This window comes from Kribbella sp. VKM Ac-2568 (genome assembly GCF_004345365.1).
GTDB lineage: Bacteria > Actinomycetota > Actinomycetes > Propionibacteriales > Kribbellaceae > Kribbella > Kribbella orskensis.
In genome coordinates this window covers 226,211-238,860 of the sequence record NZ_SLVF01000008.1, presented here as the reverse complement: position 1 = coordinate 238,860, position 12,650 = coordinate 226,211, and the positions used below count along the sequence as shown (strand labels likewise).

The following is a 12,650-nucleotide window of genomic DNA, read 5'->3' as shown; positions in this document are numbered from 1 at the left end:
AGGGGTGGTTCAGTTCTCGGTGTGCGTGGGGGGCAGCTTGGACTTGTCCTGCACCTTCTCGCCGCCGGCGTCCGGCACCTCGACGGAATCCTTGGCCACGGCCGGCTCCTCGGCCGCCTCCGAGACGGTCTCGTCCGCGGTCCCGTCGGCGTGGTCGTCGGTGTGGTCGTTGGTGTTGTCGTCCTCTTCGGGGAGAACCCGGCCCACCGCCGCCTTGACGAACTGCACCAGCACGCCCTCGGAGATCTCGAGCGTGACGTACTCGTCGTCGACCTCCTCGACGATGCCGACCACGCCACTGGTGGTGACCACCTTGGTGCCCGGCTCCAGCGCGGCGACCGTGTCGGCCTGACGCTGGCGCTGCTTGCGCTGGGTGCGGCTCATGAACCAGATCATCCCGACGATCAGGATCAGCGGGAGCAGGAGCGTGATGCCCGATCCCCCGGAGGAGGCCATCGGTGCGGCGATCAGTTCCATCGGGACTCAGAATCCTTCGTAGCTAGCGGGGCCCGCGCACTTGCGAAATGGCATGCAGGTACGGCGAGACGGCCTGGAGCCAGGCCAACGGCGAGTCTAACGCCGGGGGCAACCACTGCCACCTTGACCCACGGTCACATTTGCGTCACTGACGACCTGCCTTGACCGCCAGTCTACGTCGCTTCCCGATCTGATCACCGTGAGCTACAGCCCGACTACGCAATGACATCAGTGGTATCCGACTGGGGAGGAATCACATGAGTCTCGTTGGGTCGCAGGACTGGCCGTCGCCGCGCTGTCTGCACGCAGGCTTGGGGCTTCGACGCCACCCATACGAAAGGCAAGCCCTGCCGCTCTACTCGTCTTCGGTGTCGAAAAGGGTGTCGGCGAAGGTTGCGCCCTTCGGGACTGAGAGGCCGAGGTGGCGCCAGGCAGCTGGGGTGGCTACGCGGCCGCGTGGAGTGCGGGCCAAGTAGCCGGAGCGGACGAGGAAGGGCTCGGCGACCTCCTCCACCGTTTCGCGTTCCTCGCCTACGGCAACTGCCAACGTCGACAGGCCGACGGGTCCGCCGCCGAAGCGGCGGCAGAGAGCGTCCAGGACCGAGCGGTCCAGCCGGTCCAGGCCCATCTTGTCGACCTCGTAGAGCTCGAGTGCCGCCTTGGCCAGCGCGAGGGTGACGATGCCGTCGGCCCGCACCTCCGCGAAGTCGCGCACGCGGCGAAGCAACCGGTTAGCGATTCGGGGTGTCCCCCGCGACCGGGAGGCGATCTCTGCACCGCCCTCCGCGGTGATGTCGACCTCGAGCAGGTCTGCCGAGCGGTTCACGATCTTCTCCAGCTCGGAGGCGTCGTAGAACTCCAGGTGACCGGTGAACCCGAACCGGTCCCGCAGCGGCCCCGGCAGCAGGCCCGCCCGGGTGGTCGCCCCGACCAGCGTGAACGGCGGGATCTCCAGCGGGATCGCGGTGGCTCCCGGTCCCTTGCCGACGATCACGTCGACCCGGAAGTCCTCCATCGCCATGTAGAGCAGTTCCTCGGCCGGCCGCGACATCCGGTGGATCTCGTCGAGGAACAACACCTCGCCCTCGTTGAGCCCCGAGAGGATCGCGGCCAGGTCGCCGGCGTGCTGGATCGCCGGGCCGCTCGTCACCCGCAGCGGCGCGGACAACTCGCTCGCGATGATCATGGCCAGCGTCGTCTTGCCCAGGCCGGGCGGCCCGGACAGCAGCACGTGGTCCGGCGCCCGATTGCGTCCGCGGGCCGCGTGCAGCACCAGCTCGAGCTGCTCGCTGACCCGGCGCTGCCCGCCGAACTCGGCAAGCGTGCGGGGACGCAGCGCGGACTCGATCTTGCGCTCTTCGAGATCCGCCGCGTCCGCGGACACCAGCGGCCTGACGTTGTCTTCCATCCGCTACGCCTTCGACAGTGCGCGGAGGGCGGCACGGAGCAGGTCGGGCACTGACGGTTCGGCGGAGTCCGCGGCGAGCGGCGACACCGCGATGACCGCGTCGTCGGCATCGCGGGCCGACCAGCCGAGCCCGACCAGACCGGCGTGCACCTGCTCGCGCCAGGCCTCGGTCGGCTGCAGCGGGCGTCCGGCAACAGTCTGCGACGGCAGGCCGATCTTGTCCTTGAGCTCCAGCACCAGTCGCTGCGCCACCTTCTTGCCGACACCCGGGATCTTCACCAGCATCACCAGATCCTCCTGCGCCACCGCCTGCCGGAGCTGATCAGGGCTCAGTACTGCCAGTGCCGCCTGGGCCAGCTTGGGGCCGACTCCCGAGGCGGTCTGCAGCAGCTCGAACAGTTCCTTCTCGTCGGCGTCCGCGAAGCCGTACAAGGTCAGCGAGTCTTCGCGCACCACCATCGACGTGGCCAGCTTGAACTCCTGACCCGGTCTGAGAGTCGCCAGCGTCCCCGGGTGACAGAAGAGCTGCAGCCCCACTCCCCCGACCTCGATCACGCAGCTGTCCAGCCCGATCGCGGCCACCGGCCCGCGCACGAACGCGATCATCCCCAACCTCCCAGCGTTCCGACCCGCTCTACCTCGACAACAGCCATCGCTTGATCAACAACACTCATCACTTACCGCCCTGGGCTGCCACCGCGGCGCGCAGACGCGCGACCTGCAGGCGGGATTGGGCCTGGGCTTGCGCCTCGAGGTTGGCCCGGGTCTCGGAGGCTTCCTGCAGCCGGTTCGTCACTCCGCCTCGCCAGACATGGCAGATCGCCAGGGCCAACGCGTCCGCAGCATCGGCGGGGGTCGGCCGCTCGGCCAGCTTGAGGATCCGGGTCACCATCGTGGTCACCTGTTCCTTGGCGGCGCGGCCCGACCCCGTCACCGCCGCCTTCACCTCACTCGGCGTGTGCAGCGCCACCGGCAGTCCGCGCCGCGCGGCGACCACCATCGCCACTCCGGACGCCTGGGCGGTGCCCATCACGGTCCGCACGTTCTGCTGGGCGAACACCCGCTCCACCGCGACCGCGTCCGGCCGGTGCTCGGCGATCCACTCGTCGATCCCCGTCTCGATCAGGACCAGCCGCTTCGCGACGTCCAGGTCGGCGGGTGTCCGGATCACCCCGACGGCGATCAGCGTCGGAGGTCGTCCGGGCGTGCCCTCGACGATGCCGAGGCCGCACCGGGTCAGTCCCGGGTCGACGCCGAGCACTCGCATGAACACCACCTCCGAACGTTTGTTCGACAACCCTAGACGCCCGGTGACAGGCCGCGAAATCGACGCGCCGGGGCCTGTGGACAACGGATTCCCGCCACCGCGAGGGCGATCGGAAGACCCGCCGTCTCGATCAGAGAACCCGCCGGAGTGATCAGAAGAAGTCGAGCATGTACGACGTGGCGCCGCCGAAGGCCGTGTCGATCGGCCCGTCCGCGGTGGTGGAACCACCCGAAGCCAGGCCGGATCGGCGAAGCGCAGCGAGCGGGGTACCGGCGTACAGGGCGGCGAGGCCGCGGGAGCCGAGGCGCAGGGTGTCGCCGGCGCCGGGGGACAGCGTCAGCGAGCCCGAGCCGTCGGCGACGGAGAGGTGCCAACGTCCGGTGTTTCCGCTGACCTCCATGTCCTCGAGCTCCAGGTCGACCTCCACCGAGGCGCCGAGCGCAAACCCGCGGGCGGCGATGGCCGCGGGAGCGTCGAGCACCCGGAGCATCCACCGCTGGAGTTGGGCGTGCTTGTCGGCCTCGTGGTTGACCAGGAGGTGCACGGGGTCGTTCGGAGCGATGTAGGCCTGGACGTTGGTCGCGATCGACGAGCCGGAGCCGACGGTGGCCCACAGAGCGCGGGCGGTCGCTTCGGAACCCGCCACGATCTCGTCGATGCGCAGGTCCGAGTCATGCCAGTTGTAGACGACGAAACCGTCGTCGGCGAGATAGCCGAAGTTGTCCTCGTCCTCGAGCCACTCGGCCACCTTGGACTCGGCCCACACCAGCGGCCCGTTGACCCGGCCGGCCGCATGCGACTCGGCCACCAACTCCAGGAACCGCCCGGCGTCGGCGGGACCGGCCCGCCGGATGCTCACGTCCTTGCCACCGAGCGACCGCAGATCCGCCGCGGGGAAGGAGAACCGGTAGCGACCGCCACCGAACTCGTAACCCAGGTGTCGGTAGATCACGGTAGTCGCCGGGTAGAGCGCGGTGAGCGGGAAGCCCTGCTCGACGCTCCGGGCGAGCACCCCGCGCATCAGCATGCTGCCGACACCACGACCCCGGTACTCCGGGGAGACCACCACGCTGGCGATGCCGGCCATCGGGACCTGACGACCGCCCCACCACTGCCGGAAGTCCCAGATCCGGCCCGCCGCAACCACTTCGTCTCCGTCGGCGACTCCGACGTACCGGTTGCCGTCGATGAACTCCTGCGCGTCCTTGATCCACTCTTCCCGGTTCGACACCCCCAGCGGCCCGAACGACCTGGACCGGACGCGGATCACGTCGTCGAGGTGTTCCGCAGTGATGTCGACCAGTCGCAAAGCATCAGTCACGCCCTGACCCTACGACGAAGGCCTCGGGCCCGGCGACACAGATACCCCCTGCGGACAACGGCTACTTCTTATCGGTCACCCAGAGGTTGATGGTGCCCTCGACAACCACCGTGCCGTCGTCGCGGGTCGCCTTGACACGGACCGGTACGTCGGGGCCGGCGGCCCACGCGTCCGGGTCGGTCTCGGCCGAGCAGGTCAGGTCGGACGTGGACTTCGCCAGGTAGGCGACCTCCATGCCTTTGGGGAGCCAGCGCTTCCCATTCGGCACGGTCGCCTCGGCCAGGGCGCCCATGGCAGCCTCCAGGCCGTTGCAGACGGCGATCGCGTGCACGGTGCCGATGTGGTTCTGCACCGCGCGCCGCTTCGGCAGCACCAGGGACGCGTAGTTCGGGCTCACCTGGACGAACCGCGGCCGGATCGACCGGAAGTACGGCGCTTTCCAGGTGAACGCGAGCGAGAACGCCCGCTGACCGCCGGGCACGCCCCGGAATTTCTCCCACATCGCCAGCACCTGAGTCGCCATATGGAAGATGTTACCCACAGGTAACAGCAGTTGTCGCCTACCAACCTGGGCCCGGAAAAGACCGACGCCCGAAGAACCGGCCGGTTCCTCGGGCGTCGAAGGCGGACAGGTCAGCCGACCTGTTCCATGACCTCGTCGGAGACGTCGTAGTTGGCGTAGACGTTCTGCACGTCGTCGCTGTCCTCGAGCGCGTCGATCAGCCGGAAGATCTTGCCCGCGCCCTCGGCATCCAGCTCGACCGTCATCGACGGTACGAACGACGCGTCGGCCGACTCGTAGTCGATCCCGGCGTCCTGCAGGGCGGTGCGGACCTTGACCAGGTCGCTCGCCTCGCTGATCACCTCGAAGGAGTCACCCAGGTCGTTCACCTCGTCGGCGCCGGCCTCGAGCACGGCCTCCATCACGTCGTCCTCGGTGTAGGTCTTGCCGTCCTGCTCCTTGGCGAGCACGATGACGCCCTTGCGGTTGAACAGGTAGGCGACGCTGTTCGGGTCCGCCAGGGAACCGCCGTTGCGGCTCATCGCGGTCCGGACGTCGGCCGCGGCTCGGTTCCGGTTGTCGGTCAGGCACTCGACCAGCATGGCGACGCCGTTCGGGCCGTAGCCCTCGTACGTGATCGACTGCCAGTCCGCGCCACCCGCCTCGGCGCCGGAACCGCGCTTGACCGCGCGGTCGATGTTGTCGTTCGGGACCGAGGACTTCTTCGCCTTCTGGACCGCGTCGTACAGGGTCGGGTTGCCCGCGAGATCGCCGCCGCCGGTGCGGGCGGCCACCTCGATGTTCTTGATCAGCTTCGCGAAGAGCTTGGCGCGCCTCGAGTCGATGACCGCTTTCTTGTGCTTGGTGGTGGCCCATTTGGAGTGGCCTGACATCGCGAACCCAACCCTTCTACCGCCGAACTGACTTAGTGGTCGCGCACCAGATCGGCGAAGTATCCGTGCAGCCTGGCGTCCCCGGTCAGCTCCGGATGGAACGACGTGGCGAGCAGCCGATCGTGGCGAACCGCGACGATCCTACTGCGTTCTGCCTCCGGCCCCACCCTGTCCCACCCTGCGTCGGGGCCAGAGCTCACGGTCGACAGCACCTCGACCTCCCGGCCGACCCGCTCGACCCACGGTGCCCGGATGAACACCGCGTGGTACGGCGCGTCGAACGCGGCGAAGGTCAGGTTCGCCTCGAACGAGTCCACCTGGCGGCCGAAGGCGTTCCGGCGGACCGTCACGTCGAGCCCGCCGAGTGTCTCCTGACCCTCGATCCCGCCGGTGATCTCGTTCGCCAGCATGATCATCCCGGCACAGGTGCCGAAGACCGGCATCCCGTCCGCGATCCGCTTCTGCAGCGGCTCGAACAGCTCGAACGACCGGGCCAGCTTGTCCATCGTGGTGGACTCGCCGCCCGGCAGCACCAGGCCGTCGACCTCCGCCAGCTCCGACGGGCGGCGTACCGGCCGGCCCTCGACGCCGACCTTGGCCAGCATCGCCAGGTGCTCGCGGACGTTGCCCTGCAGGGCGAAAACGCCGATGACGGTCAAAGCTGAACCCTCCGTTGCCAGTTCACGGTGACTTCGATCCGGCCCTCGTCGAAGACGGCCGGCAGACCACGCTCGCGCAGCAGGGTGAGCACGTCCGCCAGCAACGGCTCCCCCGGCGCCACGTTGGCCGTGTCGGGATGCCACACCTTCAGCTCGAGCATGCCGAAGTCGACGGCGTGCCAGACATCGGTGTCGGTGAAGAAGACCAAACCCCTCGGCTCGGCCGCGGCCTCGAGGCCCTTGCGAGCCTCGTGATGGTCGGCGCAGTAGCGCACCACCACGAGCCCGAGGGCCTCCAGCTCGGCCAGTACTGCGTCCAGCCGGTCCGGGTCGGTCTCGGCCGGCCAGGTGGCCGCGTCCTCGGCCAGCTCCGCCTCGGCGCCGGAGATGAGCTCCGGCACCAGTACTGCGGGGTCGGCCGAGGGGGCGTCCTCCTGGACGGCCTCGGTCAGTGCGGCGCTGACCGCGGCGCGGTCGGCGTACCCGGAACGGACCAGGACGCGGGCGAGTCCCCGCAGCTCCCTGGCCGTCCGGTCACTGACGGGAGTCGTCACCAGCCGCGCTCGGCGAGCCGGTGCGGCTGCGGGATCTCGTCGACGTTGATGCCGACCATGGCCTCGCCGAGACCGCGGGACACCTTGGCCAGCACGTCCGGGTCGTCGAAGAAGGTGGTCGCCTTGACGATCGCCTCGGCTCGCTGGGCCGGGTTGCCCGACTTGAAGATGCCGGAGCCGACGAAGACGCCCTCGGCGCCGAGCTGCATCATCATCGCGGCGTCGGCCGGGGTCGCGATGCCGCCGGCGGTGAACAGCACCACCGGGAGCTTGCCGGCCGCGGCGACCTCCTTGACCAGCTCGTACGGCGCCTGCAGCTCCTTGGCCGCGACGTACAGCTCGTCCTCGGGCAGGTTCTGCAGCTTGCGGAGCTCCTGGCGGATCTGGCGCATGTGGGTGGTCGCGTTGGACACGTCACCGGTGCCGGCCTCGCCCTTGGAGCGGATCATCGCCGCGCCCTCGGTGATCCGGCGCAGCGCCTCGCCCAGGTTGGTCGCGCCACAGACGAAGGGAACGGTGAAGTTCCACTTGTCGATGTGGTTCGCGTAGTCGGCCGGGGTGAGCACCTCGGACTCGTCGATGTAGTCGACGCCGAGGCTCTGCAGCACCTGCGCCTCGACGAAGTGGCCGATCCGGGCCTTGGCCATCACCGGGATCGAGACGGCGCTGATGATGCTGTCGATCATGTCCGGGTCGCTCATCCGGGAGACGCCCCCCTGGGCGCGGATGTCGGCGGGGACCCGCTCCAGCGCCATCACCGCGACGGCTCCGGCGTCCTCGGCGATCTTGGCCTGCTCGGCGGTGACGACGTCCATGATCACGCCGCCCTTGAGCATCTCGGCCATGCCCCGCTTGACCTTCGCGGTACCGGTCTGCGGGCTGTTCTGAGTCTCGGTCACTACATCCTCCTGGTCGCGGCTTGACACGCCTCCAGCGTAGGACGCTGTCCAGCGCAACCCTCAGTCCACCTCGAATCCACTGGACTGATGATCAGCCGGCCCGCTCCAGGGCTACCTCGAGGCGGGCGACGACCAGCCGCAACGTCGCCGGTGGCGCGGTGAACGGGATCCTGATGTGCCGCCTGTCCGTGCCGTCCGGCGTGAACAGGTCGCCGGCCCCCAGCAGCAGCCCCTGCTCCCGGGCCGCCTCCAGCACCCGCCGAGACCGTACTGCGGTCAGCTCCAGCCACAACGTCATGCCCCCGGTCGGAGTGGGCCATGCCACGCCGTCCAAGGTCCTCAGCCCGGTCTCCAGTGCGGCCAGGTTCGCCCGCAGCCGGGTCTTCCGCCGGGAGATCACCCGATCGAGCCGACCCACGATCGCTTGGGCCAGCAAGTCGTCCAGTGCGCTCGGCGAGGTGACACTGAGCTGCGCCGCGGTGTTGATCCGTCTGCGGAGCTGCCGTCCGGTCCGGACCCACCCGACGCGCAGTCCACCCCACACGGTCTTGCTCAGAGATCCCACGCTCACCGTCCGCGGGTAGCGACTCAGCGGGTCCGCCTGCTCCCCGCCGGCGAGCCACAGCGGCCGCATCGTCTCGTCACTGATCAGTGCGGCGTCATACCGCCGTGCGATCTCCACCACAGCCGTACGCCGGTCCGCTGGCAGGCTCAACCCGGTCGGGTTGTGGTTGTCCGCCTGCAGGTAGATCACCTTCGGCTTGTGGCGTCGGCAAAGGTGCGCGAGCTGGTCCGTGTCCCACACGCCCGCGGGCCAGCCCACTACGTCCAGCCGGTGCTTCCGCAGCAGGTCGAAGGCCGCGGGGTACGTCGGGGACTCAGTGATCGCCACACCCGGTCCTAGGTCCAGTCCAGCCAGCGCCGCGTTGAGCCCGGCGGCAGCACCCACTGTGAGAGTCAGCTGGCCCGGCTCCGTCGGGACGCCCTCGAGCGTGAGGCGCTCCGCGAGCGCAGTACGGAGTTCTAGTGAGCCGCCGGAGGGCGGGCCGTCGCCGCCCATCGCGTGGGGCAGGCCCTCGGCCACGATCTGCGCGGCGACCTCGGCCACATCGTGCGGAGCCGCAGTAGTGGCGAACCGCAGGTCCAGGACGGGCTGATCCCCCGCAGTGACGGTCGAAGCAGGCGCCACTGGGTCCAGCAGCCGGTCGAGCGGCCGCACATGAGTCCCCGAGCCCCGCTTGGTCTCGAGCACCCCGTCCGCCCGCAGCTGATCCAGTGCCCGTACTACGGTCACGCGACTGAGGCCGAGTCGCTCGGAAAGGACCCGTTCGGACGGCAGTCTCGAACCGATCGAGAGGTCCCCGCGCTCGATCCGGCGCAGCACCAGCGCCTCGACCTGCTCGGTCTTCGTGCCGTCCGCCGGATCCAGGTCGCTCCCCCGCCACATAAGTCCAGTCTCCCACCATTGGCCTCACGTCCTGCGCCGACCTGCCGACAGGCGAACACGGCCGGCCGGAATGTCGGCGGCAAGTGTGAGGATTCAGCCATGGACGAGCGGTGGGCGATCGCGCCGGCGGAGGGTGGTGGGGCGCTGCTCGTCGCCCTGCACCCGGACGGTCAGCCGGCCGGCGAGATCCTCCGCGAGCCCGATCTCGCGGCCGCGGTGGGATCACGCCCGCACGTCACCCGCTGGGTGTGGCGGTGGACCCCGGAGATCTACCCGCGCCTGCTCGCGTCCGGCGTACGGGTGGAGCGGTGCTTCGACATCGAGTGCGCCGAGGTGCTGCTCCTCGGGCATGAGGGGCGGCTCGGCGAGCCACGGTCGGCCGCGGCCGCCTGGGCCCGGCTGACGAACAAGCCGGTGCCGGCCGATCCACCCCTGCGCGCGGCGAACCCGGGCGAGCAGTCGTCGCTGTTCGAGATCCAGGACGAGCCGATCTCCTTCGAGGCGCTGCTCCGGGTCTATGCCGACCAACTGCGAAGGCACCAGGAAGCGGAGTACCCGGAGCGCATGCGGTTGCTCACGGCATCGGAATCCTCCGGGATGCTGGTGGCCGCCGAGATGGACCGCGCCGGGTTGCCGTGGAGTGCAGAGACGCATCGCGCCCTGCTGACCGAATTGCTCGGCGAACGCTTCGCGGGCTCCGGCGAGCCGCGACGGCTGACCGAGCTGGCCGATCAGGTGTCGGAGGCGTTCGGTCGACGCGTGCGGCCGGACCTGCCGGCGGATGTCCTCAAGGCCTTCAAGCAGGCGGGACATCAGGTCACCTCGACCAGGAAGTGGGAGCTCGAGCATGTCGACCATCCGGCAGTGGCGCCCCTGCTCGAGTACAAGACGCTCTACCGGATCTACACGGCCAACGGCTGGGCGTGGCTGAACGACTGGGTCCACGACGGCCGCTTCCGCCCCGGCTTCATCCCTGGCGGCACGGTCTCCGGGCGCTGGGTGACTAATGGTGGCGGCGGCCTGCAGATCCCGAAGGTGATCCGCCGCGCCGTGGTCGCCGATCCGGGTTGGCGCCTGGTGGTCGCCGACGCCTCGCAACTGGAGCCCAGGGTGCTGGCCGCGATCTCGCGGGATCCTGGGCTGATGGAGGTCGCGGGCGACGCGGGTGACCTCTACAAGGCCGTTTCGGACAAGGCGTTCTCCGGCGATCGCGCGATGGCCAAACTCGCAGTACTGGGCGCTGTCTACGGGCAGACGTCAGGTGACGGGCTGAAGAATCTGGCGGCGCTGCGGAAGCGGTTCCCCAAGGCTGTCGCGTATGTGGACGATGCGGCGAGGGCCGGCGAGGAAGGCCGGCTGGTTCGCACCTGGCTCGGCCGGACCTGTCCGCCGTCGGGCTCGCCGATGGACGAGGCGATGCTGGAAGGCCCGTCCGAGGAGCCGAAGACCGACGCGCGGCACGCCCGGGCCCGAGGCCGCTTCACCAGGAACTTCGTCGTCCAGGGCAGCGCCGCCGACTGGGCTCTGCTGATGATGGCCGCGCTGCGTCAGTCGATCACGAACCTGAAGGCCGAGCTCGTGTTCTTCCAGCACGACGAGGTGATCGTGCACTGCCCGGCCGAGGAGGCCGACGAGGTCGCCGCCGCGATCCAGACCGCCGGCGACCTGGCCGGCCGGATCACCTTCGGCGACACCCCGACTCGGTTCCCGTTCACCACCGCGATCGTGGAGTGCTATGCCGACGCCAAGTGATCCGGGAGTCCGTAGAGCGGGAAGTCGGTGATCTCGAAGGCGACCATCTCGGCGACCAGGCCGTCCTCGATCCGGAAGACGTCGAAGCCGAACGGGCGGTAGATCGTGTCGCCCGGCACCCGGAGGTAGGCGGCCAGCGCGGGCTGCCGGTTGACGCCCGCGACCAGGAACTGCCACTCCCCTCGGTACGCCGCGCCGTCGGGGTGCAGGTTCGCCCCGAGGATCTCCTCGGCGGCATCCCGGCCGGAGAACCAGAACGGGTACGGCGGCATGGTGATCCGCACGTCCTCGTGCATCAGCGCGGCCAGCCCGGCGGCATCGGCCCGCTCGAACGCCTCCATGTACTTCGCGAGCAACTCCTGCTCGGCCGCGGTCGGATCACCCGACGGGGTCCACTCAGTACGCCGGGGCGGCAGGTGCTCGCGCAGTACCGGCCGGGCTCGTTGCAGGGCGCTGTTGACCGAGGCGACGGTCAGGTCCATCACCGCGGCGGTCTCCTTGGCGGACCAGCCGAGCACGTCGCGGAAGATCAACACAGCGCGTTGCCGGGCGGGCAGGTGCTGGATCGCGATGAGGAAGGCGAGCTCGATCGTCTCGCGCCGGACCACCTGGGCGTCGGGCTCCTCGGCGCGGTCGAGCAGCACGTCCGGGAACGGCTGCAGCCACGGCACGTCGTCCCGCGCCGGAATCGCCTCGGTCGGGAACGACGCGGGCTCCAACTGGTGCGGCAATACCCGCTGCGGCCGGCGGACGTCGTCGATGCAGGCGTTGGTCGCGATCCGGTACAGCCAGGCCCGGAAGCTGGACCTGCCCTCGAAGTCCTCGCGCCGGCGCCAGGCCCGCAGGAAGGTCTCCTGCACCAGGTCCTCGGCGTCGTCGTACGAGCCGAGCATCCGGTAGCAGTGCACGCGCAGCTCGTGCCGGTACTTCTCGACCTCGGCGGTGAAGGTCGCCTCGTCGGTCACGGTCATCAGCTGCCGTCCTCCAGTTCGATCGTGCCCGGCATCGGCGCGTGCCCGGCCAGCCGGAACCAGGTCACCAGACGCCGCCGGCGCAACTCCCGCGTCGACACCACGATGTCGTTGTGGAACCGCCGGGCCAACTGCACCCGCCGTACCGCGAGTCCCAGCTCCCCTGCCCACGGTTCCACATCGGTCGAGGTGGCGCCGATCGCGCGAGTCAGGGCCGACTCGCGCTTCTCCCGCTCGTCCGGGGTCGCCGTACGGGCGCGGTGAGCCGCGTCCAGCAGCAGTAAAGACGACGCGGGGTCCAGTACGCCGCTGCTCGCGAGCTCGGCCACCAGCGCCGAGCGGCGGGCCAGCTCCGTCTCGAGGGACGCCCGGGCGGTCGCGACGCGGTGGTGGAGGCGGTCCAGCCGACCGGCGGTCCAGCTGCAGTAGGCGCCGAGCAGGAGCACCAGCACGGCCACGACGGCCAGCACCCACGGAAGCGTCACGGGGCCATTCGACCA

14 protein-coding genes are annotated in these 12,650 nt (G+C 69.7%); 1 reads left to right on the top strand and 13 read right to left on the bottom strand.

Annotation, left to right across the window (positions count from 1 at the left end):
- Positions 1-9 precede the first annotated feature (9 nt).
- The 11 genes from yajC to EV648_RS24340 all read right to left on the bottom strand — a co-directional run bounded on the left by yajC (position 10) and on the right by EV648_RS24340 (position 9,427).
- Entirely contained in the window at positions 10-477 is a 468-nt protein-coding gene (yajC, locus tag EV648_RS24390; RefSeq protein WP_132296129.1) for a preprotein translocase subunit YajC, read from the bottom strand.
- 355 nt (positions 478-832) lie between these two features.
- On the bottom strand, positions 833-1,885 hold the full coding sequence (gene ruvB, locus EV648_RS24385) for a Holliday junction branch migration DNA helicase RuvB (protein ID WP_132296126.1): 1,053 nt from the start codon (positions 1,883-1,885) through the stop codon (positions 833-835).
- A gap of 3 nt (positions 1,886-1,888) precedes the next feature.
- Positions 1,889-2,491, bottom strand: a complete 603-nt coding sequence (ruvA, locus tag EV648_RS24380) for a Holliday junction branch migration protein RuvA (protein WP_132296123.1) — start codon at positions 2,489-2,491, stop codon at positions 1,889-1,891.
- 67 nt (positions 2,492-2,558) lie between these two features.
- Positions 2,559-3,152, bottom strand: coding sequence for a crossover junction endodeoxyribonuclease RuvC (gene ruvC / locus EV648_RS24375; protein ID WP_132296120.1), 594 nt, complete (start codon positions 3,150-3,152; stop codon positions 2,559-2,561).
- A 151-nt stretch (positions 3,153-3,303) separates the two neighbouring features.
- Complete coding sequence (gene eis / locus EV648_RS24370; protein ID WP_132296117.1) at positions 3,304-4,473, bottom strand: enhanced intracellular survival protein Eis; 1,170 nt, start codon at positions 4,471-4,473, stop codon at positions 3,304-3,306.
- Between the two features lie 61 nt (positions 4,474-4,534).
- Positions 4,535-4,996 (bottom strand): hotdog fold domain-containing protein, encoded by a 462-nt coding sequence (locus EV648_RS24365; protein ID WP_132296114.1) that lies wholly within the window; start codon positions 4,994-4,996, stop codon positions 4,535-4,537.
- A gap of 110 nt (positions 4,997-5,106) precedes the next feature.
- The gene (locus EV648_RS24360) at positions 5,107-5,868 is read right to left on the bottom strand and encodes a YebC/PmpR family DNA-binding transcriptional regulator (RefSeq protein WP_132296111.1); all 762 of its coding nucleotides are present in this window, start codon (positions 5,866-5,868) and stop codon (positions 5,107-5,109) included.
- Between the two features lie 32 nt (positions 5,869-5,900).
- Complete coding sequence (gene pdxT / locus EV648_RS24355) at positions 5,901-6,527, bottom strand: pyridoxal 5'-phosphate synthase glutaminase subunit PdxT (protein ID WP_132296108.1); 627 nt, start codon at positions 6,525-6,527, stop codon at positions 5,901-5,903.
- Positions 6,524-7,081: a hypothetical protein gene (locus tag EV648_RS24350; protein WP_132296105.1), complete on the bottom strand. Its 558-nt coding sequence runs from the start codon at positions 7,079-7,081 to the stop codon at positions 6,524-6,526. The genes pdxT and EV648_RS24350 overlap by 4 nt, the downstream gene beginning before the upstream one ends.
- Positions 7,078-7,980, bottom strand: coding sequence for a pyridoxal 5'-phosphate synthase lyase subunit PdxS (gene pdxS, locus EV648_RS24345; RefSeq protein ID WP_132296102.1), 903 nt, complete (start codon positions 7,978-7,980; stop codon positions 7,078-7,080). Before pdxS ends, EV648_RS24350 begins: the two co-directional genes overlap by 4 nt.
- Positions 7,981-8,071: 91 nt before the next feature.
- Positions 8,072-9,427, bottom strand: coding sequence for a PLP-dependent aminotransferase family protein (locus tag EV648_RS24340; RefSeq protein WP_132296099.1), 1,356 nt, complete (start codon positions 9,425-9,427; stop codon positions 8,072-8,074).
- Positions 9,428-9,526: 99 nt separating this feature from the next.
- Here EV648_RS24340 and EV648_RS24335 point away from each other — a divergent pair, with 99 nt between their 5' ends.
- Complete coding sequence (locus tag EV648_RS24335; protein WP_132296096.1) at positions 9,527-11,179, top strand: bifunctional 3'-5' exonuclease/DNA polymerase; 1,653 nt, start codon at positions 9,527-9,529, stop codon at positions 11,177-11,179.
- Here EV648_RS24335 and EV648_RS24330 read toward each other — a convergent pair.
- Positions 11,161-12,150, bottom strand: a complete 990-nt coding sequence (locus tag EV648_RS24330) for a sigma-70 family RNA polymerase sigma factor (RefSeq protein WP_241995560.1) — start codon at positions 12,148-12,150, stop codon at positions 11,161-11,163. The genes EV648_RS24335 and EV648_RS24330 overlap by 19 nt on opposite strands.
- Positions 12,150-12,635 carry a hypothetical protein gene (locus EV648_RS24325; RefSeq protein WP_132296093.1) on the bottom strand — a complete coding sequence of 162 codons (486 nt, stop codon included), beginning with the start codon at positions 12,633-12,635 and terminating at the stop codon, positions 12,150-12,152. Before EV648_RS24325 ends, EV648_RS24330 begins: the two co-directional genes overlap by 1 nt.
- Positions 12,636-12,650: the final 15 nt, after the last annotated feature.

Bases quoted from the DNA above. Each gene is read 5' to 3' on its own strand.
- yajC (WP_132296129.1), bottom strand. From the start codon at position 477: ATGGAACTGATCGCCGCACCGATGGCCTCCTCCGGGGGATCGGGCATC.
- ruvB (WP_132296126.1), bottom strand. From the start codon at position 1,885: ATGGAAGACAACGTCAGGCCGCTGGTGTCCGCGGACGCGGCGGATCTC.
- ruvA (WP_132296123.1), bottom strand. From the start codon at position 2,491: ATGATCGCGTTCGTGCGCGGGCCGGTGGCCGCGATCGGGCTGGACAGC.
- ruvC (WP_132296120.1), bottom strand. From the start codon at position 3,152: ATGCGAGTGCTCGGCGTCGACCCGGGACTGACCCGGTGCGGCCTCGGC.
- EV648_RS24365 (WP_132296114.1), bottom strand. From the start codon at position 4,996: ATGGCGACTCAGGTGCTGGCGATGTGGGAGAAATTCCGGGGCGTGCCC.
- EV648_RS24360 (WP_132296111.1), bottom strand. From the start codon at position 5,868: ATGTCAGGCCACTCCAAATGGGCCACCACCAAGCACAAGAAAGCGGTC.
- EV648_RS24340 (WP_132296099.1), bottom strand. From the start codon at position 9,427: ATGTGGCGGGGGAGCGACCTGGATCCGGCGGACGGCACGAAGACCGAG.
- EV648_RS24335 (WP_132296096.1), top strand. From the start codon at position 9,527: ATGGACGAGCGGTGGGCGATCGCGCCGGCGGAGGGTGGTGGGGCGCTG.
- EV648_RS24330 (WP_241995560.1), bottom strand. From the start codon at position 12,150: ATGACCGTGACCGACGAGGCGACCTTCACCGCCGAGGTCGAGAAGTAC.